The organism is Roseovarius sp. THAF9 (assembly GCF_009363715.1).
In the GTDB taxonomy this organism is placed as follows: Bacteria; Pseudomonadota; Alphaproteobacteria; order Rhodobacterales; family Rhodobacteraceae; genus Roseovarius.
This window is the reverse complement of the sequence record NZ_CP045404.1, coordinates 805,684-831,906: the sequence shown is the minus strand read 5'-3', so window position 1 is coordinate 831,906 and position 26,223 is coordinate 805,684. Positions and strand designations below refer to the sequence as shown.

The window sequence follows — 26,223 nt, the reverse complement described above, 5'->3', positions numbered from 1 at the left end:
AGCAGACAGGCAGAACCCCATGACAGACCCCGTGTTATCGCTACGCGAGGCCGCACTCTCGCTGCAAGGCAATGCCGGCCCCGTCGACATACTTGAGGCTATCAGCCTCGATGTCCACCGCGGCGACACGCTCGGGCTGGTGGGGCCGTCGGGGTCCGGCAAATCCTCGCTGCTGATGCTGATGGGCGGGCTGGAACGCGCCACCGGCGGCAAGGTCAAGGCACTGGGCCAGGACCTCACGACCATGTCCGAGGATGCGCTCGCCCGCCTGCGCCGCGACCATATCGGCGTGGTTTTCCAGTCCTTCCACCTCATCCCCACCATGACCGCGCTGGAAAACGTCGCCACACCCCTCGAACTGGCTGGCAACGCGGACGCCTTAGCCCGCGCCGAGGAGGAGCTGACCGCCGTGGGCCTGGGCAAACGCCTGAACCACTACCCCTCGCAGCTTTCGGGCGGCGAGCAGCAGCGCGTCGCGCTGGCCCGCGCCGCCGCCCCGCGCCCTGATATCCTGCTGGCGGACGAGCCCACCGGCAACCTCGACAGCACCACCGGCACCGCCATCATCGACCTGCTCTTTGGCCTGCAGGACCGTCACGGCGCCACGCTGGTCCTCGTAACCCACGACCCCGGCCTTGCCGATCGCTGCGCCCGCGTGGCCGAACTCAGCGACGGCCACCTTTCCGAGCGTCAGACCCCCAAGGCCCGGACCGCATGAAACTCCGCCTCGCCGCACGCCTCGCGGCCCGCGAACTGCGCGGCGGCCTGCACGGTTTCCGCATCTTCCTCGCCTGCGTCATCCTCGGTGTCGCGGCCATCGCCGCCGTCGGCACCGTGCGCCAGAGCATCACCGAGGGCCTCGCCCGCGAAGGCGCCACGCTTCTCGGCGGCGACGCCGAAATCGAACTGACCTACCGCTTCGCCACCCCGGACGAGCTTGCGTGGATGCAAGACACCGCCACACAAGTGTCCGAAATCGCCGATTTCCGCTCCATGGCCGTCTTCGGCGAGGAACGAAGCCTGACGCAAGTGAAAGCCGTCGACACCGCCTACCCCCTTGTGGGCACGGTGGAACTTTCGCCCGACATCCCCCTAAATCAGGCGCTGGCGGATGACGGCCTCGTCATGCACCCCACCCTCGCCGACCGCCTCGGCGCCACCCCCGGCGACGCCGTCACGCTCGGGTCCAAATCCTTCACCCTCCGCGCCCTGATCGAGCGCGAACCCGACAGCCGCACCGGCGGCTTCGGCCTTGGCCCGCGCACCATCGTGCTGCGCAGCGCGCTAGACGGTGCGGGATTGCTTGAACCCGGCACGCTCTTTTCCTCGCATTACCGCCTCGACCTGCCCCCTGGCACCGACCTCGACAGCACACGGGCAGAGGCCGAGCAAGCCCTCGAAGGCAGCGGCATGCGCTGGTCTGACGCCCGCAACGGCGCGCCGGGCGTGGCCGAATTTGTCGAACGCCTCGGCGCCTTTCTGATCCTCGTGGGCCTTTCCGGTCTGGCCGTTGGCGGTGTCGGTATATCCGCCGCGCTCCGCGCCTACCTGTCGGGCAAGACGCAGACCATCGCCATCCTCCGCAGCCTCGGCGCGGACCAACGCACGATCTTCCTCACCTACCTGATGCAGGTCACCGTTCTGGGCGCGCTTGGCATCACCCTCGGCCTCGCCCTTGGCGTCGGCCTGCCCGTCCTCCTGTCGCCCATCATCACCGCGCAACTGCCCGTGCCGGCTGTCTTCGCGCCCTATCCGGGGCCAATGGCCGAGGCTGCGATCTACAGCGCCCTCACCATCCTTATCTTCACGCTCTGGCCTCTGGCCCAGGCCCGCGATATCCGCCCCGCCGCGCTCTACCGCGATGCCGACACCTCCGGCACGATCCCCGGGGCTGCGTTCATCCTGACCACCGCCGCCCTCGTCGCCGCCCTCGTCTGGGTCGCCGCGTGGTTCTCGGGCAATTCAACACTCACTTACTGGACGGCAGGCTCCATCGCCGCCGCGCTCGTCGTGCTGGCCCTGGCCGGCCTCGCCCTGCGTGCCGCCGCCCGCAAAATCCGCCCGCTGGCCCGGGGCCGCACCGCGCTCGGCTGGGCGCTCGGCGCCATCGGCGGGCCGCGCAGCACCGCCAGCGCCGTGGTCCTGTCGCTCGGTCTCGGCCTGTCGGTTCTGGCCGCCGTGGGTCAGGTCGACCGCAACCTGCGCGACGCCATCACCCGCGACCTGCCCACCCGCGCGCCCAGCTTCTTCTTCGTCGATATCCAGCGCGACCAGATGCCCGTTTTCTCGGCCCGGCTGGACAGCGACACCGGCGTTACCCGCGTCGACGCGGCACCCATGCTGCGCGGCATCATCAGTGAAATCAACGGCCAGCCCGCAGCCGAGGTGGCAGGCGATCATTGGGTCCTGCAAGGCGACCGCGGCGTCAGCTATGCCGCCGCCCTGCCCGATCGCAGCACCCTCACCGCCGGGGATTGGTGGTGCGAAGGTTACGATGGCCCGCCCCAGGTCAGCTTCGCCGCCGAAGAGGCCGAGGAGATGGGCCTCGCTTTGGGCGACGAGATCACCCTCAACATCCTCGGCCGCGACCTGACGGCGGAAATCACCTCCTTCCGCGAGGTCGATTTTTCCACCGCCGGCATGGGCTTCATCATGATCCTGAACGAGGCCGCACTGGTGAACGCCCCCCACAGCTATATCGCCACGGTCTACTCCGACGCCGAGTCGGAAACCGCCATCCTCCGCGACCTCTCGCGCCAATTCCCCAACATCACCGCCATTTCCGTGCGCGATGCCGTCTCCCGCGTCAGCGACCTTCTGGGCAGCCTCGCCTCGGCCACCGCCTGGGGCGCCGCCGCCACGCTGCTCACCGGCTTCATGGTCCTGATCGGCGCCGCCGCCGCCGACGCCCGCGCCCGCAGCTACGAGGCGGCGATCCTCAAGGTCCTCGGCGCCAGCCGCGCGCGCATCCTCTGGGGCCTGTCCCTGCGCGCCGCGCTCCTTGGCGCGGCCGCCGGCAGCGTCGCACTCGGCGCGGGCATCGCGGGCGCCTGGGCCGTCAGCCATTATGTGATGGAAACCTCCTTCGCCGTGGCCTGGCCACCCGCCCTCGGCATCGTCGCGGGTGGTGCGCTCATCAGCCTGCTGGCGGGTCTCGCCTTCGCTCTCGGCCCCATTTCCGCCCGCCCTGCACAGGTCTTGCGCAGCCGCGAATAACCGCCCGAAAATGGCCTTCACCCGGTTGCGGTCCCGGCACCGCAGTGGCACTTCATCACCAACTCAAACACCCCTGAGTCGCCCAAGGAGCGCCCGAATGACGGAAACCCTGCCCATCCCCGTTTCATCGCCGCTGACCAAGGCGCAGAAGGCCGCACTCATCAACCTTGTCCGCCGCGCCGCCCGGGCCGAGATCATGCCGCGCTTCCGCAACCTCGCCAGCGCCCAGGTCACCACCAAATCCGGCCCCGACGACCTGGTGACCGAGGCCGACCACGCCGCCGAGGCAATGATCGCGCGCGGCCTGCAACAAATGTTCCCCCACGCCCTCGTCGTGGGCGAGGAAGCCGCCGCCGCCGACCCTGCTCTGCGCGGCAAGCTGGCCGAGGCCGAGCTTGCCTTCATCCTCGATCCCGTCGACGGCACGTGGAACTTCGTCAATGGTCTGGCAGTGTTCGGCGTCATCGTCTCGGTCACCCGCTTCGGCAAACCGGTCTTCGGCCTGCTCTACGATCCCGTCATGGACGATTTCATCGCCGCCGAAGAGGACGGCCCGGCGCAGATGACCCGCGCCACGGGCCGCGCCCGCCCGGTCTCGACCTCGAAAGGCGGCGAGATCGACAGCCTTTCGGGCTACGTTCACTTCTCGTTGATGGACCGCGCGGTACAGGAACAGCTGGCACCGCTCATCCCGAAATTCGGCCGCACGGGCTCGCTGCGCTGCTCGTGCCATGAATACCGGATGCTGGCGCAGGGCCACGCCGATTTCCTGCTGTCGTCCACGCTCAACCCGTGGGACCATGCGGCCGGTGCGCTGATCGTCCAACGCGCCGGCGGCGTTGCGCGCATGCTCGACGGCCGCGATTACAACGCCGGGATCGAAACCGGCTACCTGCTCGCCGCCGCGAACGACGCCAGCTGGCAAAAGCTGCACGAAGCGTTCGCGATACTGGTCGAGGACGACGCCGCTTAACGTTCAGCCTTCGCTCCAGACCTGCAAGCCTGGTGCCGTCCCGTCCCGGACCCGATCCGGGACCCCCTGCACCACGCAGCCCGCTCGTCCGTCAGACGCAGCGCGGGTGGCGGCGCGGCTTGAAACCCGCAAGCCCCACACCTTTCCTGCACCCCGCCTGCACATCCGCAAAATAATTTGAACCCATCGCGCCCCCGCCGCGACCCATAGGCAATCGTTCGAAGGGCTCTCCCACCTTCCGAACGAGGGTCCCGCCCCTGTCCCGGGCCGGACCCGCTCATTTAAGGCAGTTATTTCAGCACCGATCAGGGGCGGCCACCTTCACGGCCGCCCCTTATTTCTTCACTCCGCCGCCTCGGCATATTCGTCCATCGGCGGGCAGGTGCACACCAGGTTCCGGTCGCCAAAGACGTTGTCGACCCGGTTCACCGGCGGCCAGTACTTGTCCACCCGGAACGCGCCCGGCGGGAAACAGGCCTGCTCGCGGTCATAGGGCCGGTCCCACTCCCGCACGAGATCCTCCATCGTGTGCGGCGCATGTTTCAGCGGATTGTTCTCGCGGTCCATCGTGCCATCCTCGATGGCGCGGATTTCCTCGCGGATCGCCAGCATCGCGTCGCAGAACCGGTCCAGCTCCGCCTTGGTCTCGCTCTCCGTCGGCTCGATCATCAGCGTCCCGGCCACGGGCCAGCTCATCGTCGGCGCGTGAAACCCGCAATCCATCAGCCGCTTGGCGATGTCGTCCACCGTCACGCCCGCACTCTCGGCAAAAGGCCGCGTGTCCAGGATGCACTCGTGCGCCACCCGGTCATTGCGCCCCCGGTACAGCACGTCATACGCGCCCTCCAGCCGCTTGGCGATGTAGTTGGCGTTCAAAATCGCCACCCGCGTCGCCTGGGTCAGCCCATCGCCGCCCATTAGCAGCGTATAGGCCCAGCTGATCGGCAGGATCGAGGCCGACCCGTAAGGCGCCGCCGACACCGGCCCGGGCCCGTCTTCCTGCCCGCGCGGATCGCCGGGCAGATGCGGTGCCAGATGCGCCTTCACGCCAATCGGCCCCATGCCGGGCCCGCCCCCGCCATGCGGAATGCAGAAAGTCTTGTGCAGGTTCAGGTGGCTGACGTCGCCGCCCAAATCCCCGGGCCGCGACAGCCCCACCATGGCATTCAGGTTCGCCCCGTCGATATAGACTTGGCCGCCGTGATCATGGGTGATCTTGCACACCTCCAGCACGGTTTCCTCGAACACGCCATGCGTGCTGGGATAGGTGATCATGCAGCCGGCGAGATTCTCGGCATTGGCCTCCGCCTTGGCGCGGAAATCCTCCAGGTCGATATCCCCGTTCGCCGCCGACTTCACCGGCACCACCTTCCAGCCCACCATCTGCGCACTGGCCGGGTTGGTGCCATGCGCGGACATCGGAATCAGGCAGACATTACGATGCCCCTCGCCACTCGCGGCGTGATAGGCCGCGATCGTCAGCAGCCCCGCATACTCCCCCTGCGCGCCCGAATTGGGCTGCATCGACATGGCGTCATAGCCGGTGATCTCGCACAGCCGCGCGCTCAGATCGTCGATCATCACGCGGTACCCTTCGGCCTGGTCCTTCGGGCAGAACGGGTGCAACCGCGCGAATTCCCGCATACTGATCGGCATCATCTCGGCGGCCGCGTTCAGCTTCATGGTGCACGACCCCAGCGGGATCATCGCGCGGTCCAGCGCCAGATCCCGGTCCGCCAGCCGCCGCATATAACGCATCATCTCGGTCTCGGCCCGGTTCATGTGAAAAATCGGATGCTCCAGGTACTTGCTCTTCCGGTGCATCTTTTCCGGCACGCGGTACTCGGGCTTGAAATCCTCGTCCGCTTTCTCGATCCCGAAGGCGCGCCAGACCGCCTCGATATTCTTGGGCCGCGTCGCCTCGTCCAGCGTGATGCCGACGCGGTGCTCGCCCACGCGGCGCAGGTTGATCCCCTCGTCGACGGCGGATTTCATCACCGCCGCTTGCAACGGGCCCACATCCACCGTGATCGTGTCGAAATAGACCTGCGGGTCCACCTTGAATCCCGCCGCCTCCAGCCCCTTGGCCAGCCGCACGGTCTTGCGGTGAATACGCTGCGCGATGGCCTGCAAGCCCTTCGGCCCGTGAAAGACGGCATACATCGACGCCATGACGGCCAAGAGCGCCTGAGCGGTGCACACGTTCGACGTGGCCTTCTCGCGCCGGATATGCTGCTCGCGCGTCTGCAAGGACAGGCGGTAGGCCCGGTTGCCATGCGCATCCACCGACACCCCCACGATCCGGCCCGGCATCGCCCGTTTGTAGGCATCCCGGCACGCCATGTAGGCCGCATGCGGCCCGCCATAGCCCATCGGCACGCCGAACCGTTGCACCGAGCCCACGGCGATATCCGCGCCCATCGCGCCGGGTTCCTTCAGCAGGGTCAGCGCCAGCGGGTCCGCCGACACGATCCCGATCGCGTTCTCGGCGTGCAGCGCCTCGATTTGCGGCGTGAAATCCCGCACATGGCCATAGGTCCCGGGGTACTGAAAGAGCGCGCCAAAGACCTTGTCCGCCTCCATCTTCTCCGGGTCGCCCACGATCACCTCGATCCCCAGCGGCGCGGCCCGCGTCTGCACCACCGCGATGTTCTGCGGATGACAGTCGCGATCGACGAAGAACGCCTTGGCCTTCGATTTGGCCACCCTCTGCGCCATGGTCATCCCCTCGGCACAAGCCGTCGCCTCGTCCAAGAGCGAGGCATTGGCCACCTCCAGCCCCGTCAGATCGCAGATCATCGTCTGGAAGTTCAACAGCGCCTCCAGCCGCCCCTGGCTGATCTCGGGCTGATAGGGCGTATAGGCGGTATACCACGCCGGATTCTCCAGAATATTGCGCTGGATCGCCGGCGGCGTGACGGTGCCGTGATAGCCTTGGCCGATAAGGCTGACCAACACCTTGTTCTGCCCCGCCACCATGCGCATCTCGTGCATCAGTTCGCGCTCTGACTTCGGCTTGCCGAAATCCAGTTTCTCCGCCTGCCGGATCGACTTCGGCACCGTCTCTTCGATCAGCTGATCGAGATCCTTGACCCCCAACGCGGCATACATCTCGGCCATCTCCTCGGGCGACGGCCCGATATGGCGCCGGTTGGCGAAATCATAAGGCAGGTAATCGGTGGGCTCGAACGGCATGGCAGGCACTCCCGGGTGTCGGACAAAAGATTGTGCCGGGGCGGCCGCACCGCCCCCGCTTCCTCTGGCTCAAAATATCCCCGCCGGAGGCACAAAAATCTTCAAAAGATTTTTGCCAAAATTTTTCAAAAATTTTGCGCCCGGCGGCGCGGATCAGTCGATGAAATCCTTGTAGGCGGCTTCATCCATGTAATCGTCCATCGGCGAGGTATCCGACGGCTTGATCTTGAAGAACCAGCCATCGCCCTCGGGATCCTCGTTGACCTTGCTGGGCGTGTCGGCCAGCACCTCGTTTACTTCCACGATCTCGCCATCCAGCGGCGCCAGGATGTCCGAGGCCGCCTTGACGCTCTCGATCACCACGATTTCGTCGTCCTTGGTGACCTCTGCACCCACCTCGGGCAGTTCCACGAAAACGATATCGCCCAGTTGCTCGGCGGCGTGGCTGGTGATGCCGACCGTGACGATGTCCCCGTCCTGGTCCAGCCACTCGTGTTCTTCGGTGTATTTCATGCAAGTCTCCCTGAAGTTCAGCGTTTGAAATTTGACGGCGTGAACGGCAACTTCGCCACCCGGACGGGCAGGCGCTTGCCGCGTACCGCGCCATAAAGCGTCGTTCCGGCCGAGGCGTGGCTCGCCGCGACATATCCCATCGACATCGGCGCCTCGATGCTGGGCCCATAGGCGCCCGAGGTGACGTGCCCCACGGCCTCGCCGCCCGTCTCGCTACCGAAAATTTGCGTCCCTGCGCGCATCGGTGCACGGCCCTCGGGGCGCAGGCCCACGCGGCAGCGCGCCATGCCGTTCTCCAATTGGTCCAGGATGACGTCGGCGCCGGGGAAGCCGCCTTCGCGCTCCCCACCCCGGCGGCGTACTTTCTGGATGGCCCAGCTCAGCCCCGCCTCCACCGGCGTGGTGTGTTCGTCGATATCCTGTCCGTAAAGGCACAACCCCGCCTCCAGACGCAAACTGTCGCGCGCGCCCAGGCCCACGGGCTCCACCGCCTCGTGCAACAACAGCGCCCGCGCCAGCGGTTCAGCCTGCGCTTCGGGCACCGAAATTTCGTAACCATCCTCGCCGGTATAGCCCGAGCGCGAGATCCACAGCTCGCCATAATCGGAGGTGAAAATTCCAGTATCCAGGAACTTCATGATCTCGCATCCGCCCGCAATCGGGGCCAGCGCATCGACCGCCTTCGGCCCTTGCAACGCGATCAGCGCGCGGTCCGTGACCTCGACGACCTCGCACTCGGGCAGCCCCTCGCGCATCCAGGCGATGTCGTCGGCCTTGCAGGCCGCGTTCACAACGACCAACAGGTGATCGCCCCGGTTGGTCAGCATCAAATCATCGCGGATCCCGCCCGCATCGTTAGTAAAAAACCCATAACGCTGCCGCTTTTCGCCCAGCCCCAACAGGCTGACCGGCACCAAGCGCTCCATCGCCTGCGCCGCGCCGCCATAGCCCGCCTCGTGCCGGATCAGGACCTGCCCCATGTGGCTGACGTCGAAGAGCCCCGCCTTTTCCCGCGTATGCAAGTGCTCGCCCATGACGCCCAAGCCATATTGCAGCGGCATGTCATAGCCCGCGAACTCGGTCATCTTCGCGCCCAGCGCCTTGTGCAGGCCCGTCAGCGGCGTTTCGCGCAGATCGTCCAAGTGGCTCTCCTTCGCATCTCGCACCGGGCGCATCTGGCTGGGCAACCGGCATCCGTTCCGCGTCTCGCATGACGCGACCGATGCCCCCTCTGTCCTTCCGCCTGAGATCGCTATCCCTTCGGCGCCGCGGAAACTCCCGCGATCTCTCCAGAGTCTTCCATCGGCCGGTCCTTGCGCCTGAGAGTTTCCGGGGCGGTTGCTCCTTCGGCACCGGCAACGCCGGTTCTCCCGTTCCGATACTTTAGTAGCGTAGTGACCGCCCCGGACCTCTGCAAGCAGAATGACAGGCGCCGATCACAGTTTGACGGTCCGCCTTGACCTTCGCCGCCACGCCTGTTGACATCAGGAGCAATCGAGAAAGGTGGATCCCTACGTGCAACCCGGATTTTTCTTCGGCTATGGCAGCCTTGTGAATCGCGGCACCCATGCTTACGAAGATGCTCACCCCGCGCAGCTTTCGGGCTGGCGGCGGGCCTGGCGCAAGACGACCCTGCGCGAGGTGGCGTATCTCACGGCCGTGCCCGACACCACTGCCCAGATCGACGGCCTCGTCGCCGGCGTGCCCGGTGCGGAATGGGCCGCGCTCGACGCGCGCGAGCGGGCCTACAGGCGCGTGCCCGCCCGTCACCAGGTCCGCACCCACCTGCCGGAGGACGCCGACCTCGTGGTCTTTGCCATCGAGGACGGCCAGCACCAGAACCCCGACGCGGTCAGCCCCGTGCTGCTCAGCTATATCGACGTGGTGGTGCAGGGCTACCTGCATGTCTTCGGCGAGGATGGCGTGCAGCGTTTCTTCGATACGACCGACGGCTGGGACGCCCCCATCCTCGACGACCGCCGCCGCCCGCTCTACCCGCGCCACCAAAAGCTACAGCGCAAGGAGACGGCGCTGGTGAACGACATGCTGGATCGGGTCGGCGCCAAGGTGCAGCCGGTGTCGACCTTCAGCCCTCTCAGGGACTAAGTCGCACCCCGCGCGAGCGTCGGCATTGCCTTACCTCGCACGACGAGACCCATCGGGGGAGATTTCCGCCGATGCAACAGGCAAACCCGTCAGACGCGATCCCGCGCCGACGTCGCCAGCAATACAAACAAAAGAACGGCAACGATCAGAAGTCCGATCAGTACGATGGCGCTAGACATGTCTCGATCCCAGGCAAGCGGTAATGGCAGGCCACTTTGATGAGGTGGAATCAGGGCCGGCAACAAGCCTCTCGGCGCACACCCGCATCGATGTGTTGCCCAAATACGCAGGCCATCGGCAAAGAAGCACCTATCAGCTGCCAAGGTGCCGCGTTTTTTGCCCGACGGCCTGTCTGACCTGGGTCACTTGCCGCCAGTATGATGGCCTCGATGACAAGTACACGGCGAAACAGGGTCTCTGGCCATTTGCTACGCCGTTACCGAGCGTCTGCTATGCGGAGTTTCTGCCGTTCACGACGGAGGCAATCGTCAGCCCCTGGGGTGGCGATCCGACGGCACTTACGAAGCACTTTATGCCTGCCAAGCACATCCCCAGAAAGATCGTTGCGCCCAACCTCAGCCAAATCGCCAGCCCGAGGGAGGGGCTGACGATAGCCGGGCCGCTGCGCGGCTGTTAACCGGCTGGGGCCTCGACACCGATGTTTCACAAGGCCTCGTCTCAGCGCGGCCCAGCGCCTCAGCCCTTCGCCTTGATAACCTGCAACAGCGGCAGAACCTGGCTCATGTCCGGCCCGTGGTTCTGCCCGGTCAGCGCCTTGCGCAGCGGCATGAACAGCCCCTTGCCCTTGCGGCCGGTCTTTTCCTTGACCGCGGCCGTCCACTGGCCCCAGGTCTCGCCGTCATGCGGCCCCTCGGGCATTAGCGCCAGCGCCTCGGCCACGAATTCGCGGTCCTCGTCGTCGATCACCGGCTCGGCCCCGTCGCGGAACATGATCCACCAGCCTTCCAGGTCATGAAGCGTGGTGATGTTCTCGCGCGTCACGCTCCAGAACCGCTCGGCCTGATCCTCGGGCACGCCAAGCGCCACGATATGCGCCTTCACGTCCGCAAAATCGCGCCCCTGCAACACCCGTGCCGTCAGTGGGAACAAATCATCCGCATCGAATTTCGTCGGCGCCGAGCCGAAGCGCGAGATGTCGAACCCCTCGATCAGCTCCGCCATGTCCGTCCGCAATTCCACCGGATCGGCCGAGCCCAGCCGCGCCATCAGCGACAACAGCGCCATCGGCTCCACGCCTTGCGCCCGCAGATCGCGCAAGGAAAGCGTACCAAGCCGTTTCGACAGCGATTCCCCCTGCGGCCCAGTCAGCAGCGAATGATGCGCGAATTGCGGCACGCTGCCGCCCAGCGCCTCGATGATCTGGATCTGCGTCGCGGTATTCGTCACGTGATCTGACCCGCGCACCACATGGGTCACGCCCATCTCGGTGTCGTCTACGACCGAGGCCAGCGTATACAGCACCTGCCCGTCGCCCCGGATCAGCACCGGGTCGCTCACGCTGGCCGCGTCGATAGAGATATCCCCCAGGATACCGTCGTCCCACTCGATCCGTTCGTGATCCAGCTTGAACCGCCAGACCCCGTCGCCCCGCTCGGCGCGCAGCGCGTCCTTCTGCTCTTCGGAAAGCTCCAGCGCCGCCCGGTCATAAACCGGCGGCTTGCCCATATTCAGCTGTTTCTTCCGCTTCAGGTCCAGCTCGGTCGGCGTCTCGAACGCCTCGTAGAACCGTCCCATCCCGCGCAGCTTGTCGGCGGCCTCGGCATAGCGGTCCAGCCGCTCCGACTGCCGCTCGACCCGGTCCCAGGTCAGGCCCAGCCATTCCAGGTCTTGCTTGATTGCGTCCACGTATTCCTGCTTCGACCGCTCCGGGTCGGTGTCGTCGATGCGCAGGATGAACGTCCCGCCGTTCTTGCGGGCAATAAGGAAGTTCATCAGCGCGGTGCGCAGGTTGCCGATATGGATGTACCCGGTGGGGGATGGCGCGAAACGGGTGGTTGTCATGGGGTGTCTCCTGTTGCCGCGCCAAATGTCACAAGGGGGGGCGCTTGTCCAGTATCACGGGCGTTCCGGCCTGCCACGGCGGCGCGACGCCTCAAAACCCCGTGAAAGGCGCACGACACATGCGCGCCTTTTCACGAATGCGCTTTATCTACCAGCACCACAACAACAGGAGGTCTCACATGTCCACCCGCCTTTCCCGCCGCAACTTCATCGCTTCGGCCACCGCCCTCTCTGCCGCGCCCGCCCTGCCCGCCTGGGCCGCTGCGCCTATGCTGGGCGCCGCCACGCCGCCCTTCCGTCGCTTCAAGCTGGGCAGCTTTGAGGTCACGACCCTTCTGGCGGGCGAGGCCACGCGCCCCGATCCGCACACGATCTTCGGCCTGAATGTCGAGGAAGACGAGTTCAACGCCGTCTCCGAGGCCGCGATGATCCCGACCGATCAGGCACAGTTCTTCTTCACCCCCACCGTGGTGAACACCGGCTCGGAACTCGTGCTTTTCGACACGGGCCTGAATGCCGAAGGCATCACCGAGGCGCTCGATGCCGCAGGCTACACCGCCGACATGATCGACACGGTCGTCATCACCCATATGCACGGCGACCATATCGGCGGGCTAATGAACGGCGACACGCCCACCTTCGCCAACGCCTCCTACGTCACCGGATCCGCCGAGTTCGACCATTGGGCCGCCGCCGGCAACGACACTTTCGAGGCAAAAGTCCGCCCGCTGGCCGAGCAATTCTCCATGATCGGCGACGGCGATGCGGGCTTTTCCGGCCACACCGCCATGGCCGCCTTCGGCCACACGCCCGGCCACATGGTCCACCTGATCGAAAGCGAGGGCGAAAGCCTGATGATCGCCGCCGATTTCGCCAACCATTACGTCTGGTCGCTGGCACATCCCGACTGGGAGGTGAAGTTCGACATGGACAAATCCGCCGCCGGCCAGACCCGCAAGACGCTCCTCGACATGCTGGCCACCGAGAAGATGCCCTTCATCGGCTACCACATGCCCTGGCCCGCCACCGGCTTCGTCGAGAAATCGGACAGCGGTTATGCCTACGTGCCCAGCTCTTATCAACTGCGCCTCTGACCGCTTGCCAGCTTGGGGCGCGCGGCATAGACCAAGCTCATGCCCGCGCCCGACACCTCGCTCGACTGGATGGAAGACGTGGCCCGCCGCACCGTGGCGGGCTTTCCACAGGCATTCGCCGAGGCCGCGCGGGCCGTGGCGATCCACGTCGCCGACTGGCCGGACCCCGAGATGCTCGACAGCCTCGACATGACAGACCCGACCGAGCTGACGGGGCTCTATGACGGCATCCCGATGACGGAAAAGTCGGTCTTCGATCAACCCACCGGCCCCGACATCGTCTGGCTGTTCCGCGAACCGATCCTGGCCGAGTGGCGCGACCGTGGCGACGTGGACCTCGCCGATCTCGTCGCCCACGTCACTGTCCACGAATTCGCCCACCATTTCGGCTGGTCCGACGACGACATCGCCAGCATCGACCGCTGGTGGGAATAGATAGCCCCGTCCCGGGCCTGACCCGGGACCTCGCGGAAAAACAGATCTCGGATGAAGTCTTGGATAACACATAACCAAAAGCCCTTCGCGCGGAATCAAGGCGCAGCAAGCTGCGCCGCCGCGCGATCGCCAGACCGCCCGGACGGGCTGGCGATTGGCCTCCGCAGGCGCGTCGATCTGAGGTTTTCCGGACACGGCAACCATCAAGCACCCTGAAACACAGCTGCATCGCCAGCCCGCGGTCTGGCCATCGCGCGGCCAGACACCTCCCCCGTCCCGGGCCTGACCCGAGACCTCCTCTTCATCCCTCACCAACATTCCCGTTGCACCCCCGTGCCCCCCGTGCATTCTGCCCCCATGCAAGATTACCGCGCCCACGACATGACCTCCCTCGCCGGCCTCGTCGCCAAGAGCGAGGTCACGCCAGACGACCTCCTCGACACCGCGCTAGCCCGGATGCACGCCGTGAACCCCGCGCTCAACGCCGTGGTGCACGACTATTCCGACACCGCCCGCCGCATGATCGCCGACGGCCTGCCCAAGGGACCGCTCACAGGCGTGCCCTTTCTGCTCAAGGACATGGGCGCGGAATCCACCCGGCATCCCGCCTCGCTCGGCTCGCGCCTCTTGGCCAATACCAGCTACAAGATGAATTCCACCATCTACGACCGGCTGGAGGCGTCGGGCCTCGTCACTTTCGGTCGCACCGCCGCGCCCGAAGGCGGCGTGGGGGCTGCAACCGAGGCCGCGGTCTACGGCGGCCCCACCCGCAACCCCTGGGATCTTAGCCGCACCCCCGGCGGCTCGTCAGGCGGCTCCGGCGCGGCGGTGGCCGCCGGCATCGTCCCGGGCGCGCATGGCAGCGACGGCGGTGGCTCGATCCGCATCCCGGCCTCGAACTGCGGCCTCGTCGGGCTTAAGCCCACCCGCGCCATGGTCCCCGACGGGCCCTATGCCGGCGAAGGCTGGGCCGGCATGGCGATCGAGGGCTTTCTCACCCGCTCGGTCCGCGACACCGCGCTCCTCCTGGATATCGTGTGCGGCCCCGACCTCGGCGCGCCCTACGTGGCGCCCCCCATGCCTTGCACCTTCATGGAGTCGCTCGACCGCCCCAACACGCCCCTGCGTATTGCCCTTTGCGACACCACCCTCACCAGCGAGCCCATCCACCCCGAATGCCAGGTCGCCGTGCAGGACGCCGCCGCGCTATTGCACGACATGGGCCACCACGTGACCCCGGCCCGCCCGACCGCCGACACGACCGGCATGATGCACGCCTGGACCAAGATCGTCGCCTGTGGCACCTCATCCTGGGTGCGCCGCGCGCTGGCCAAACAGGGCCGCGAGCTGCGCCAGGGCGACCTCGAAGGGGTCGCCCGCGGGGCGGTGGACTACGCCAAGACCGTCAGCGGCACCGATTACCTCGACGCCGTGGAAACCGTCCACGCCTATGGCCGCCAGATGGCCGCCTTTTTCGAAGACCACGATATCCTGCTGACCCCAACCATGGCCGAGCCACCGGCCGAGATCGGCCGCTTCGCCCACGACACCGAGGATTACGTGGCCTACCGCATGGGCGAGGATGGCATCTTCGCCTATTCGCCCTATACCGCCGCCTTCAACGCCACCGGCCAGCCCGCCGTTTCCCTGCCGCTCTGCCGGGGCGCCGACGGCCTGCCCATCGGCATCCACCTCGCCGCCCGGTTCGGGGCCGACACCGCCCTCATGTCCCTCTGCGCTGATCTGGAACGAGCCCGCCCATGGTTTGATCAAATTCCCGCCCTGACCGGAATAGACGACTGAAAACACTTGAATCTCGCCGGGGTGTCGGGAAACACTGACCGGGTGAGCATGGGGGACACTGCATGACCGAAGCCGCGGTCGAGGCCCGATCGGCCCGCAAGGAATACGGCACCGGCGACAAGCTGGTCCGCGCCCTGAACGACGTGTCCCTGGTGATCCGCAAGGGCGAATTCTTCACCCTTCTGGGCCCCTCGGGCTGTGGCAAGACGACCCTTCTGCGCCTCATCGCCGGGTTCGAATCGCCCACATCGGGCACGATCCTGCTGGGCGCGCGCGACATCAGCACGATGGCCCCCTACGACCGCCCCGTGAACACGGTCTTCCAAAGCTACGCACTCTTCCCGCATCTCAGCGTGGCCGACAATATCGGTTTCGGCCTGACCATGCAGGGCACGCCCAAGGCACAGGTCGACGCCCGCGTGGCCGAAATGCTGGCGCTGGTCAAACTCGAAGCCTTCGCAGACCGCAAACCCCAGCAACTCTCCGGCGGCCAGCAACAGCGCGTGGCGCTGGCCCGCGCCCTTGCCCCCGCGCCCGAGGTGCTCTTGCTGGACGAGCCGCTCTCGGCGCTCGACCTCAAGCTGCGCAAGGAAATGCAGCTGGAACTCAAGCGCCTGCAAACCGAAACCGGCATCACCTTCGTCTTCGTCACCCACGACCAGGAAGAGGCGCTGACCATGTCCGACCGCATCGGCGTGATGCGCGACGGCGTGATCCTGCAAATCGGCGGCCCGCGCGAGATCTACAACAAGCCCGTCAACCGCTTCGTCGCGGATTTCATCGGCGAAACCAACGTCTTGACGGGCACTGTTGAACAAGGCGGCGTCCGCCTGCCCACCGGCGACGTGATCAGCGTGGACAACCTCGACGCCGCCTCTCAAGGCGCCGGGGTCAGCCTTGCCGTGCGCCCCGAACAGGTCCGCATCGGCGACGGCGCGCTTCAGGGCCGCGTGGCCGAAACCGTCTATTTCGGCACCGACACCCATTGCCACCTGCGCATGTCCGACGACACCGAGGTGGTCGCCCGAATGCAAAGCCCGCCCTCGGGCGACACCGGCCTGACCGCAGGCCAGACCGTCGCCTTCGATTTCGTCCCCGGCGCCGTCCGGGTGCTGGAGGACTAGCATGGCGGGAACCACCCACGGCAGCGGACGTACCGGCTGGATCCTGTCGATCCCGGCGCTGATCCTGCTGGCTTTGGGCGCCGCCGGGCCGCTGCTGATCGTGGTGGTTTACGCCTTTCTCGAACCGGGCGAGTATTCCGGCGTGGTGTGGGAGTTCACGACCGAGGCGTGGTTTCGCGTCTTCTTCGAGCGGGACATCTTCGACGACACCGTCACCTTTGCCGACGCGCACCTGACGATCTTCTGGCGCTCGGTGAAACTGTCGGTTCTGACCACGCTCATCGCCTTCGCCATCGGCTTTCCCACCGCGTGGTTCATCGCCACGCGCCCGCCCAACAAGCGCGGCTTCTGGCTGTTTTTGATCACAATTCCGTTCTGGACAAACCTGCTGATCCGCACCTTTGCGATCATGGAAGTCGTCCGCAATCAGGGCCTGCTGAACACCTTCCTGATGAATTTCGGCATTATCGATGAACCGCTGCAGATCCTCTATACCGACACCGCCGTGCTGATCGGCATGGCCTATGTCTACCTGCCGCTCATGGTGCTGCCACTCTATGCGGCCATCGACCGCTTCGATTTCCGTCTCGTGGAAGCAGGCTATGACCTCTACGCCACGCGCATGAAGGTGCTGCGCCGGGTCATCCTGCCCATCGTCAAACCGGGCATCGTCGCAGGCTCGATCCTCGTCTTCGTGCCCTCGCTGGGCGCCTATGTCACCCCCCGCATCCTGGGCGGCGGCAAGAACATGATGGTCGGCAACTTCATCGAGCTTCAGTTCGGCCAGGGCCGCAACTGGCCCCTTGGCGCGGCGCTGTCGCTGCTTTTGCTGATGATCGTGCTGGTCGCCCTGCTGGCCTATGTCCGCGTCACGTCACGGGACCAGACCAATGGCTAGGAACAAGAGCTTCTCCGTCACCACCCTGCCCGGCTTCACCGCCATCGCGCTCACGACCTTCGTGCTGCTTTACGCGCCGATCGTCACCATGGTGATCTATTCGTTCAACGACTCGCAATCCGTCGCGCTCTGGGGCGGCTTTTCCGTCCGCTGGTACGTCGAGGCGTGGGACAACACACAAGTGCAAGAGGCGACCGTGCGCTCGCTCGTGATCGCCGTCTCCGCCGCGCTCATCTCCACCACCGTCGCCACGATGGCGGCCTTGGGCACAACGCGGCGCGGCCGGTTCAAGGGCCAGACGCTCATCTACGTGATGATCAACCAGCCCCTGATGGTGCCCGAAATCGTGACCGCCGTGGCGCTGCTGATCTTCTTCGCCTCGATCAAGGTCGCCACCGGCTATACCGGGCTCGCCTACCTCATCCTCGCGCATTCGGCCTTCTGCGTGCCCTTTGCCTACCTGCCCATCCGCGCTCGGCTGGAAGGCATGGACCTTGCCTTGGAAACCGCCGCATCCGACCTCTACGCCCGCCCCTGGCAGACCTTCCGCCACGTGACCCTGCCGCTGATGATGCCGGGCATCGCCGCCGGTGCGATGCTGGCTTTCGTCATCTCGCTCGACGACGTCATCATTACCGAGTTCGTCAAATCCGCCGGGCAGGACACCCTGCCCACCTACATGCTGGGCCAGCTGCGCCGCGCCATCACACCCGAGGTCAACGCGATCTCGACGGCCCTTCTGGCGCTGACCGTGCTTTTGCTGACCGCCTTCTTTATACTGAACCGAAAGCGGGACTAACCCGCGCACAACCTCAACAGGGAGAATGACGATGAAAACATACCTGACCACCACAGTCGCGGCCATCGCACTGGCCGGCGCGGCCCATGCCGAAGGGTCGCTCAACATCTACAACTGGGGCAACTACACCAGCCCCGAGATGATCGAGAAGTTCGAACAGGAATACGACATCGACGTCACGATCACCGACTATGACAGCAACACCACCGCCCTTGCCAAGATCGAGGCCGGCGGCCACGGCTTCGACATCGTCGTGCCCACCCACAGCTACATGGGCGTCTATATCGACAAGGGCCTCCTGATGAAGCCGGGCATCCCCGAGATGGAAAACTACGGCAACATCTCGGACCAGTGGAAAAACGTCGAATGGGACCCGAACCGCGAGTATTCCGTGCCGTGGCAATGGGGCACGACCGGCGTCGCGGTGAACAAGTCCGCCTATGACGGCGACATCAACACCTCCGCCATCTTCCTCGATCCGCCCGAGGAACTGGTGGGCAAGGTCAATGTCGTGCCGGAAATGCAGGACGTGATGAACCTCACGCTCTTTTACGTCGGCGGCGAGCCCTGCACCACCGACAAGGAAATGCTGAAGAAAGCCCGCGACGTGCTGATCGAGGCCAAGCCCAAGTGGATGAGCATGGATTACGGCATGACCGAAAAGCTGTCGAACGGCGACGTCATGGCCTCGGTGAACTGGAACGGCTCGACCTTCCGCGCCCGCAACAACAACGAGGACGTGGCCTATGGCTATCCGAAAGAGGGCTACCCGGTCTGGATGGACAGCGCCGCGGTCCTGTCGGATGCGCAGAACGTCGAGAACGCCAAGCTCTTCCTGAACTTCATCATGGACCCGGAAAACGCGGCCATGCTGTCATCCTTCGCGCGCTACGCCAACGGCATCGACGGCTCCGAGGAATTCATGCCCGAGGACATGAAGACCGCGCCCGAGATCGTCGTGCCCGAGGATTTGAAGGCCGCCGGCCGTTTCACCACCGCCTGCCCCGCCGAGGCGCAGGAATTCTACACCGCGATCTGGACCGAACTGCAGAAATAAGCCAGTCGGCGAGGGACGGGAAACGGGGGCCGATCGGCCCCCGTTTTTTTCTTTGGCGACCCCCTTGCGAAGAAGGGGGCGTCTGTTACCGCGGCTCGTCGCGCAGGCCTTTTACGATGGCCCCGCACAGGAACAGCAGAACGATGGTAAAGATGATGCCCGTGGCATTCACCATCGCCTGAAGCGCCGTTAGCCCGCCACCGATCAACAGCACGATGGCGACAATGCCTTCCGTCGTGGCCCAGAACACCCGTTGCGCCACTGGCGAGTCCGTCTTGCCCCCGGCCGTGATCGTGTCGATGACCAGAGACCCTGAGTCCGACGAGGTGATGAAGAACACCAGCACCAGGATGATCCCCAGCGTCGAGGTCACGTAGGTCAGCGGCATGTCCCCGAACATCGCGAACATCGCCAGCGAGTCGTTATATTCCGAGATGACGTTCTGGTAGACGCCGCTCTCAGCCCCCATGCTGGCCACCTGGCTGATCGCCGTGCCACCGAAGGTCGCCATCCAGAAGACCCCCACCAGCGTCGGAACCAGCATCACGCAGGTGATGAACTCCCGCACCGTCCGGCCCCGGCTGACCCGCGCGATGAACATGCCGACAAAGGGCGACCACGAAATCCACCAGGCCCAGTAGAACGAAGTCCAGTTTTCGCGGAACGTGTCATCCTCACGCCCGAACGGCATCGAAAGCGGCACGACATCCTGCACATAGCTCGACAGGCCCGACCAGAAATCCCTCAGGATCTGCATCGTCGGGCCGGCGAAGAACACGAAGAACAAGAGCAGCACCGCAAAGCACATATTGACGTTCGACAGCACCTTCACGCCCCCGTCGATGCCCCGCACCACCGAGATCAGCGCGATTGTCGTGACGCCTATGATGACGAAGATCTGGGTATTCAGCGTTTCGGGCAAACCGAACACGTAGTGCAGCCCCGAGGTCGCCTGCTGCGCCCCAAGGCCCAGCGACGTGGTCAGACCGAACAGGGTCGCGAATACCGCGATGATGTCGATGATATGCCCCGGCCAGCCCCAGACCCGGTCGCCCATCAGCGGATGAAAGGCCGAACGGATCGAAAGCGGCAACTGCTTGTTATAGGTGAAAAGCGCCAGGCTCAGCGCCACGACGGCATAGGCCGCCCAGGGGTGCAGGCCGAAGTGAAAGATCGTCGCCGCCAGCCCGTGCCCGCGCGCGTCAGCCAGGGCGGCCTGGTCGATCTCGCCGGTCTCGGTATTGATCGGTCCCTCCAGTCCCAGCGGCCCCGAGACCTGCATGTGATAGACCGGCTCCAGCACGCCGAAAAACATCAGGCCGATGCCCATGCCGGCGGCGAAAAGCATCGCGAACCACGAGGGATAGCCGAAATCTGGCTCCGCCTGCGTGCCGCCCAGCCTGACCTTGCCCCACGGGCTGACGACCAGGAAAAGGCAGAAGAGGACGAAAATATTGGCCGCGGACAGGAACGCCCAGTCGAATGTCTTGGTCACGAAGTCGAACAGCCAGCCGAACGCCGCCGATGCCTGCTCCTGGAAAATCAACGTCACCAGCACGAAGGCAACGACCGTCAGCGAGGAAATCAGGAAGACCGGATTGTGAATGTCAAAGGTGAGCGGGCCAATATTCCGCTGGATATTGTCCTGCCCCACCTCGTAGCTGGTATCGATCGTGTTGACTTTGCCTTCGGGCGAGGGAATGTCCAGTTCATCGGACGATGTATCTGTCATATGCTGTGACTCCTTCGAATGAATCGGTCTTCGCAAAGACCCGGCCCCAAATCGCACAGGCTGCGCGGCGCGAATGTGAGGCAGTATTCTGGTTGAACATTGGCGGCCACCTAGCACTTAAAGCTGCGCCGTCCAACCGCCGCCCTTTTAGGCAAGCAGACCCAGGCTGGACGTTTGCCGCAAGGTACGTGTCAGTCTGCTTGGCGGGACGGAGCTGCTGTTGGCCGATCAGAAATGGGCAGGCGACATCAGCTACGTGTGGACCCGAGAGGGGTGGCTCTATCTGGCGGTCTTTCTCGATCTGCATTCAAGGCGCGTGATCGGTTGGGCCGTGTCGAACCGAATGAAGCGCGATCTGGCGATCCGGGCCCTGAATATGGCCATTGCCTTGCGGCGACCGCCGAAGGGCTGCATCCATCACACCGACCGTGGCAGCCAATACTGGTTTCACGACTACCAGAAAATCCTGCGCAAGCATGGGTTCCAGGCATCTATGAGTGGGACGGGGACCGGCTACGACACCGCAGCGGTCGAAACCTTCTTCGAGACGATCAAGGCTGAATTGCTGTGGCAACGCTCCTGGCGCACACGTCGCGACGCTGAGATCGCCATCTTCGAGTACATCAATAGCTTCTACAATCCACGACGCAGGCACTCAGCTCTTGGCCGGAAAAGCCCCTTGGCCTTCGAAGCAGAGGCAGCATAGACGAGCAATCGGAGCGGAACGAAAGCGGGACAGGTCCAAACGTGCCATGTCCCGCTTCCGGCGCATGCGAAGTTTGCAGAAATTCGCCGCCGTCCACTCTTCAATCCACAACTGGTTCAATGCGGAGCGCAGCCTCTACAACCGACAGAATTTCAAACGGACCCGCGCTGCTGCTCTCGCAGAATGGCGCAATCTCTGCGTGGTCTAAAGCACAACATCACGGGACCAACCGAGACGAGTTCGAAACCGTCTGACAGAACCCTTGTTAGAGAGAGCCCAGTTGAGTGGCCCAGAGACAGGGGGTAAGACAGAACATCATTATCGCCTCAGAAAAGAAAATCAGTCGCGTCGAGATCACCTATGGACACGTTGTTGAGGATGATGAGGTTGCCGCCGCCTGTGTCGATTTCCACGTCCGCGCCCATCTGTGTGGCCGCCCCGGTCGAGGCGGAGCCAAGGTCCAGATCCGCCAGCGACGTGATCGTGCTGACAGCGCTCAGGTCGATCCGCTCAAAGGTATTGAGGGCATCGAAATCGCCAATCGTGTCCACGCCGTGGCCGTTCTGGAAGACGAACGTATCGGCGTTGAAATCACCGAACATCAGGTCGTTGCCAGCACCGCCGTCGATGATGTCAAAACCGGCGTTGCCACCGATCCGGTCATCGCCACCGCCAGCTTCGATCAGGTCGTTGCCCAACTGACCGAAGAAGTTGGTGTTGTCGTCACCGCCCCGCATCGTGTCGTTGCCGCCGCCGCCAAACTGGCCGCCGAAGCCTTCGAAGTCTTCCAGCAAGTCATCGCCTTCGCCACCAAAGAGACGGTCAAACCCGTTGCCGCCGTTCAGGGTGTCATTGCCGTCCTCGCCATAAAGATTGTCGGCCTGATCGCCGCCGTCGATTTCGTCGTCGTCATCGCCGCCTTGAAGAAGGTCAAAGCCGATGCCGCCGAAGATGGTGTCGTTGCCGGCGCCGCCCTCGACTCCGTCCACCGAATTGCCGAAGTTAGAGCCGGCATCGATCCAGTCGGCGCCGTCACCGCCGAAGAAACGGTCCGCGCCGCTGCCCCCAAGCAGCGTGTCATTGCCGGTCTCGCCATGAAGATGGTCCGCGCCCTCGCCGCCGATAAGCGAATCCGCTCCGGCGCCGCCACGCAGCAGGTCGGCCTGGTCTCCGCCGTGGAGTTCGTCATCGCCCACGCCCCCCTCGAGCGTGTCGAAGCCAACTTCTCCGAAGAGCGTGTCGTTGCCTTCCGCACCGACAATACTGTCGAACCCGAGGCCCCCATATACGAGATCGTTACCGCCGAAGCCGTCGATGATGTCGCTCGCGCTCGTACCGTTAAGCGTGTCGTTCAGATTGCTCCCGTTGATCGGGCTATTGCCTTCGCTCACTGAGATCGAAACCGTGGCACTGTCTGTTCCCCCCTGTCCGTCCGACACGGTGTATGTGAAGCTGTCGTTTCCGTTGAAGCCGGGGTCTGGGGTGTAGGTGATTGTGCCGTTGGCGTTGATTGTTGTCATTCCGTTCGCGGCCGTGCCGACAGATGTGACAACCAGCGGGTCTCCGTCGGGATCCTGGTCGTTGGACAGGACGTTGATGGTGATGGCCTGGTCTTCATCGGTCGTGACCGCTTCGTCGACGGCGTCCGGGTCCACATTGGTTTGAGGGTCGGGATCTGGTTGAGGTGTGGGTGATGCGGTGGGATCAATAGTAACCGTGACCTCAGCCGGCGTATAATTCCCGGCATTATCGGTAACCCAATAAGTGAACGTTTCCGTGCCTTCGCTATTCAGCCCCCCAAAGAAGAGGATGGTGCCGTCTGGTCCCATCTGTGCGCCGCCCTGATCGGGCTGGGTCATGCCGTCGATGCGGATTGCATCGCCCTCAGGATCGTTATCATTCGCGAGAACGTCGATCAGCACCGCTTGGCCTGGTGCAACGGTTGCAGTGTCATTTCGAGCGATAGGGGCACTGCTTGTGAGGTCGATCGGACCGTTATTGACAGCGCCCCAGGCGGCCAATTGTGAATCTGACATCTGCAGCGTGACGCGATGTGCAAATTTCAGTAGCTCACCCGTTGCTCTGTCCGCAACGAAGTCTTCGACGAGTAGAATGTGCCGACCATCTGGAGCAGTGTAGTAGCCTTCGTTTTGTAGCAGAGGGACGATGTTTTCATAGAAATATGCCGCTTGAAATTCGTCCATACTGGAGAACTGCCGGTCTCGGCTACCGATAGAGTCGGTTTTGACACCATCAAAAAACAAGGTTTCACCTTGGGAAAGGGTGAGGTCTCCACCCATGGTGAAGTCCAGTCGGTCCTGAACCAGTTCGTCAGAACTCATGATTTGGTGGCGACTCTCGTCCAAACCAATATATTCCCGATTTGTATCGGTAACCTCTACATCGATGAAGAAGTTCTGGGCATCGGCAGTGGTAATTGGGAGCGTGTAGCCATTGGTGCTGACATCCACTCCGGTGGCGAAGCCATCTATTGCGGCGCCGTTGACGACCATGTCGTAAGCGTTGTTGCCCAAACGCACACCATACTCAGCATTGGCGGGCTCCTCGCGGTTCTCTGTGCCGATGAGATCTATGTTCTTGACCGTATAGTGCGAAGTATAAGACAGATTTACGCCTGCCGATGTCTCCCAATTCAGGAATCCATCCATGACGGTGCGCACTTCGTGCTCCTGCCGGTGGTTGGCTTTAACGACAATGAGTCCGACTTGGGTGCCAAACGCTTCATTGTCATCGAAGCCCTGAATGGGTGCCAGGTCCGGCCGTATCGTTCCGGCGCCATAGGCAACTTCCGGCTGGTCGAGATTATCGGAAAGTGCAGCAGCTGGTGCGGAGCGGTGCATCCAGACATAGCCATGGGTGGTATTGGCCGCGACATTGTCATTGGCCTCAACCAGGCGTCCAGCAAAGAAAAAGCCGTCACCCGTGCGGCCGTTGTCGTGACGCTGCACGTCGTTCTGATCCTTTGCTGTCCAGTCCCCATAACCGATGCCCTCGGAGCGGATCGCAATATTGCCGCCCCAGACGCCGGTCTCGTCGCCATCCTCGGCGGCGAAGGCCGCGCCGAAGGCATCAAAGACGGCATTGTCGACAATGACCGAATGGCTGGAATGATGGGCGATGCCCCAGCCCGGCGAGCCCGAGACAGCGTTGCCGACGAGGAAGGAGGGGGACTCCTGATCTTCCGTGCCGGTGCGATGCAGGTGCACTGCGTAGCGGCCCTTGACGTTGCTGTCGGCCTCGATGGTCGAAAAGGTCCCCACATCGGCGGCGGCGAAGGACTTGTCGGTGCGGCCGAGATCGTCGAAGGCGGCATAGCGGACATCGACATCGTCGGAATGCATGAACATGACATGGCCGCGGTGATGCACCTCGGTGCCCTCGCCATCCTCGCTGCGCACGGTGATGTTGCGCGACATGTTGGAGACATAGGCTGCGAGATCCTCCCGCGGGGTGTCGTGATCATGCTCCAGGGGGCGGTCGATAGTGATCTGGGTGCCATTGATCGCGGTGATGGTGACTTCCTCGTCCTCACTCTCTCGATGGACGACGCGGCGCACGTCGTTGTCCCAGGTCCAGCCCTGCTTGTGAGTGCCTGTGATCACGATCGTGTCGCCGACCTGCCAGCCCTCTGGCACTTCTTCCAGCGTGATCTGCGTGTCGCCTGCCATGGGCGCGTCATCGACCTTGAGGAATGTGGTCTTCTCTGCGCCGTGGATCTCCACCTCGCCATGAGAGATGAGGCCGCGCGAGAGCAGCGTCGGGTCCCAGTTGACGTCGATGTCGCCATTGTTGGCGATGATGATCTCGGTGTTCACATTGGCTTGGACGGGCGTGTCGGCGGTCCCGATCTCCAGCCGGCCGCTTGGAGCGACGACGAAGGTGTCGACCTCCATGCGCGTGTCGGCATCTGTGGCAAAGGCCAGCTGGCCGTCGACCCGCACGGTGAACAGCGAGGCATCACTCTCGCCATCATAGTTGACATGTATGCCGTGCGGGATCAGAACCTGTGCGCCTGCATCCGGAATACGCCCCTCATGCCAGGTCGCAGGGTCAAACCAGTCCCCATGCGCAATCGCCACATGCGTCGCCTCGCTCCGCTCCACGAGGTCCATCAACTGCATGTGCTCCGTCGCCATGTCCGAACCCATGTCATGCATGTGCATGTCAGGCTCAGACATCACTGAAGCAACAAACGCTGCAGCCTCTGCAGGGGTTTGAGGGAGATCGGATTCGGCGATCATGTGTGTTGGCATTGAGTTCTCTTTTTTCCATTTGGCCGCTGGTCGGTGACACCGCGACACGAATTTTCCTCGGGCTTGCACGGGCAAACCCTAGCGGGAAGCGCAAAGTCGGCAGATCCGCCTTTGCGCTATGCTTTACTGATGTGGGACCTCATCCCTACGTCTGGTCGAAACATTCTGCTCGTGAACGCCTAGCACTCGGAATAAGAGAGGTACTACAGCTTTCAGCAAGCGATACAAGTTCATGAGAGGCCAAGTTTGTGCACCGAGCACGTCAGCATGCGAAAT

Annotated in this window: 18 protein-coding genes, 2 pseudogenes and 1 riboswitch; of the genes and pseudogenes, 14 read left to right on the top strand and 6 right to left on the bottom strand. The window is 64.1% G+C overall.

Translation table 11 applies throughout. The features are described 5' to 3' along the window. Positions 1-19 precede the first annotated feature (19 nt). From FIU86_RS04115 to FIU86_RS04105, 3 genes are all read left to right on the top strand, one after another. Positions 20-718, top strand: coding sequence for an ABC transporter ATP-binding protein (locus FIU86_RS04115; protein ID WP_152473904.1), 699 nt, complete (start codon positions 20-22; stop codon positions 716-718). Then, positions 715-3,216 (top strand): ABC transporter permease, encoded by a 2,502-nt coding sequence (locus FIU86_RS04110; RefSeq protein WP_152473903.1) that lies wholly within the window; start codon positions 715-717, stop codon positions 3,214-3,216. The genes FIU86_RS04115 and FIU86_RS04110 overlap by 4 nt, the downstream gene beginning before the upstream one ends. A gap of 97 nt (positions 3,217-3,313) precedes the next feature. Then, entirely contained in the window at positions 3,314-4,189 is an 876-nt protein-coding gene (locus tag FIU86_RS04105) for an inositol monophosphatase (RefSeq protein WP_152473902.1), read from the top strand. Positions 4,190-4,531: 342 nt separating this feature from the next. On the opposite strand, the gene gcvP is transcribed toward FIU86_RS04105, so the two are convergent. From gcvP to gcvT, 3 genes are all read right to left on the bottom strand, one after another. Then, positions 4,532-7,384 carry an aminomethyl-transferring glycine dehydrogenase gene (gcvP, locus tag FIU86_RS04100; protein WP_152473901.1) on the bottom strand — a complete coding sequence of 951 codons (2,853 nt, stop codon included), beginning with the start codon at positions 7,382-7,384 and terminating at the stop codon, positions 4,532-4,534. Positions 7,385-7,537: 153 nt separating this feature from the next. Then, the gene (gene gcvH, locus FIU86_RS04095) at positions 7,538-7,897 is read right to left on the bottom strand and encodes a glycine cleavage system protein GcvH (protein ID WP_103762242.1); all 360 of its coding nucleotides are present in this window, start codon (positions 7,895-7,897) and stop codon (positions 7,538-7,540) included. A gap of 17 nt (positions 7,898-7,914) precedes the next feature. Beyond that, positions 7,915-9,039: a glycine cleavage system aminomethyltransferase GcvT gene (gene gcvT, locus FIU86_RS04090; RefSeq protein ID WP_152473900.1), complete on the bottom strand. Its 1,125-nt coding sequence runs from the start codon at positions 9,037-9,039 to the stop codon at positions 7,915-7,917. Between the two features lie 155 nt (positions 9,040-9,194). Further along, a riboswitch (glycine riboswitch) is annotated at positions 9,195-9,281 on the bottom strand. Positions 9,282-9,412: 131 nt separating this feature from the next. Here gcvT and FIU86_RS04085 point away from each other — a divergent pair. Continuing rightward, positions 9,413-10,003 carry a gamma-glutamylcyclotransferase family protein gene (locus tag FIU86_RS04085; protein ID WP_152473899.1) on the top strand — a complete coding sequence of 197 codons (591 nt, stop codon included), beginning with the start codon at positions 9,413-9,415 and terminating at the stop codon, positions 10,001-10,003. A 202-nt stretch (positions 10,004-10,205) separates the two neighbouring features. After that, complete coding sequence (locus tag FIU86_RS04080) at positions 10,206-10,640, top strand: hypothetical protein (protein WP_152473898.1); 435 nt, start codon at positions 10,206-10,208, stop codon at positions 10,638-10,640. Between the two features lie 59 nt (positions 10,641-10,699). Here FIU86_RS04080 and gltX read toward each other — a convergent pair whose 3' ends face one another. Then, on the bottom strand, positions 10,700-12,025 hold the full coding sequence (gene gltX, locus FIU86_RS04075; RefSeq protein WP_152473897.1) for a glutamate--tRNA ligase: 1,326 nt from the start codon (positions 12,023-12,025) through the stop codon (positions 10,700-10,702). Positions 12,026-12,204: 179 nt separating this feature from the next. Here gltX and FIU86_RS04070 point away from each other — a divergent pair, with 179 nt between their 5' ends. The 7 genes from FIU86_RS04070 to FIU86_RS04040 all read left to right on the top strand — a co-directional run bounded on the left by FIU86_RS04070 (position 12,205) and on the right by FIU86_RS04040 (position 19,235). Beyond that, complete coding sequence (locus FIU86_RS04070) at positions 12,205-13,119, top strand: MBL fold metallo-hydrolase (protein WP_152473896.1); 915 nt, start codon at positions 12,205-12,207, stop codon at positions 13,117-13,119. 39 nt (positions 13,120-13,158) lie between these two features. Further along, positions 13,159-13,554, top strand: a complete 396-nt coding sequence (locus FIU86_RS04065) for a metallopeptidase family protein (protein ID WP_152473895.1) — start codon at positions 13,159-13,161, stop codon at positions 13,552-13,554. A 357-nt stretch (positions 13,555-13,911) separates the two neighbouring features. Beyond that, on the top strand, positions 13,912-15,357 hold the full coding sequence (locus FIU86_RS04060; protein WP_152473894.1) for an amidase: 1,446 nt from the start codon (positions 13,912-13,914) through the stop codon (positions 15,355-15,357). 62 nt (positions 15,358-15,419) lie between these two features. Beyond that, a complete protein-coding gene (locus tag FIU86_RS04055; protein WP_152473893.1) occupies positions 15,420-16,481 on the top strand; it encodes an ABC transporter ATP-binding protein in 1,062 nt (353 codons plus the stop codon). A gap of 1 nt (position 16,482) precedes the next feature. Continuing rightward, entirely contained in the window at positions 16,483-17,379 is an 897-nt protein-coding gene (locus tag FIU86_RS04050) for an ABC transporter permease (protein ID WP_152473892.1), read from the top strand. Further along, positions 17,372-18,178 carry an ABC transporter permease gene (locus tag FIU86_RS04045; protein WP_152473891.1) on the top strand — a complete coding sequence of 269 codons (807 nt, stop codon included), beginning with the start codon at positions 17,372-17,374 and terminating at the stop codon, positions 18,176-18,178. Before FIU86_RS04050 ends, FIU86_RS04045 begins: the two co-directional genes overlap by 8 nt. Before the next feature lie 31 nt (positions 18,179-18,209). Next, on the top strand, positions 18,210-19,235 hold the full coding sequence (locus tag FIU86_RS04040; protein ID WP_152473890.1) for an extracellular solute-binding protein: 1,026 nt from the start codon (positions 18,210-18,212) through the stop codon (positions 19,233-19,235). Positions 19,236-19,320: 85 nt separating this feature from the next. On the opposite strand, the gene FIU86_RS04035 is transcribed toward FIU86_RS04040, so the two are convergent. Further along, positions 19,321-20,967 (bottom strand): BCCT family transporter, encoded by a 1,647-nt coding sequence (locus FIU86_RS04035; protein WP_152473889.1) that lies wholly within the window; start codon positions 20,965-20,967, stop codon positions 19,321-19,323. A 226-nt stretch (positions 20,968-21,193) separates the two neighbouring features. On the opposite strand from FIU86_RS04035, the pseudogene FIU86_RS04030 reads away from it, so the two are divergent. After that, positions 21,194-21,673 (top strand): annotated as a pseudogene (locus tag FIU86_RS04030) (IS3 family transposase); the annotation flags it as partial. 31 nt (positions 21,674-21,704) lie between these two features. Further along, positions 21,705-21,881, top strand: a pseudogene (locus tag FIU86_RS22765) (IS6 family transposase); the annotation flags it as partial. A 118-nt stretch (positions 21,882-21,999) separates the two neighbouring features. Here FIU86_RS22765 and FIU86_RS04020 read toward each other — a convergent pair. Then, positions 22,000-25,947: a tandem-95 repeat protein gene (locus FIU86_RS04020; protein WP_152473888.1), complete on the bottom strand. Its 3,948-nt coding sequence runs from the start codon at positions 25,945-25,947 to the stop codon at positions 22,000-22,002. Between the last annotated feature and the right edge of the window lie 276 nt (positions 25,948-26,223).

Bases quoted from the DNA above. Each gene is read 5' to 3' on its own strand.
- FIU86_RS04055 (WP_152473893.1), top strand. From the start codon at position 15,420: ATGACCGAAGCCGCGGTCGAGGCCCGATCGGCCCGCAAGGAATACGGC.
- FIU86_RS04115 (WP_152473904.1), top strand. From the start codon at position 20: ATGACAGACCCCGTGTTATCGCTACGCGAGGCCGCACTCTCGCTGCAA.
- gcvP (WP_152473901.1), bottom strand. From the start codon at position 7,384: ATGCCGTTCGAGCCCACCGATTACCTGCCTTATGATTTCGCCAACCGG.
- gcvH (WP_103762242.1), bottom strand. From the start codon at position 7,897: ATGAAATACACCGAAGAACACGAGTGGCTGGACCAGGACGGGGACATC.
- FIU86_RS04045 (WP_152473891.1), top strand. From the start codon at position 17,372: ATGGCTAGGAACAAGAGCTTCTCCGTCACCACCCTGCCCGGCTTCACC.
- FIU86_RS04060 (WP_152473894.1), top strand. From the start codon at position 13,912: ATGCAAGATTACCGCGCCCACGACATGACCTCCCTCGCCGGCCTCGTC.
- FIU86_RS04020 (WP_152473888.1), bottom strand. From the start codon at position 25,947: ATGCCAACACACATGATCGCCGAATCCGATCTCCCTCAAACCCCTGCA.
- FIU86_RS04080 (WP_152473898.1), top strand. From the start codon at position 10,206: ATGGCAGGCCACTTTGATGAGGTGGAATCAGGGCCGGCAACAAGCCTC.
- FIU86_RS04070 (WP_152473896.1), top strand. From the start codon at position 12,205: ATGTCCACCCGCCTTTCCCGCCGCAACTTCATCGCTTCGGCCACCGCC.
- FIU86_RS04065 (WP_152473895.1), top strand. From the start codon at position 13,159: ATGCCCGCGCCCGACACCTCGCTCGACTGGATGGAAGACGTGGCCCGC.
- FIU86_RS04035 (WP_152473889.1), bottom strand. From the start codon at position 20,967: ATGACAGATACATCGTCCGATGAACTGGACATTCCCTCGCCCGAAGGC.
- FIU86_RS04040 (WP_152473890.1), top strand. From the start codon at position 18,210: ATGAAAACATACCTGACCACCACAGTCGCGGCCATCGCACTGGCCGGC.
- FIU86_RS04105 (WP_152473902.1), top strand. From the start codon at position 3,314: ATGACGGAAACCCTGCCCATCCCCGTTTCATCGCCGCTGACCAAGGCG.
- FIU86_RS04110 (WP_152473903.1), top strand. From the start codon at position 715: ATGAAACTCCGCCTCGCCGCACGCCTCGCGGCCCGCGAACTGCGCGGC.
- gltX (WP_152473897.1), bottom strand. From the start codon at position 12,025: ATGACAACCACCCGTTTCGCGCCATCCCCCACCGGGTACATCCATATC.
- FIU86_RS04050 (WP_152473892.1), top strand. From the start codon at position 16,483: ATGGCGGGAACCACCCACGGCAGCGGACGTACCGGCTGGATCCTGTCG.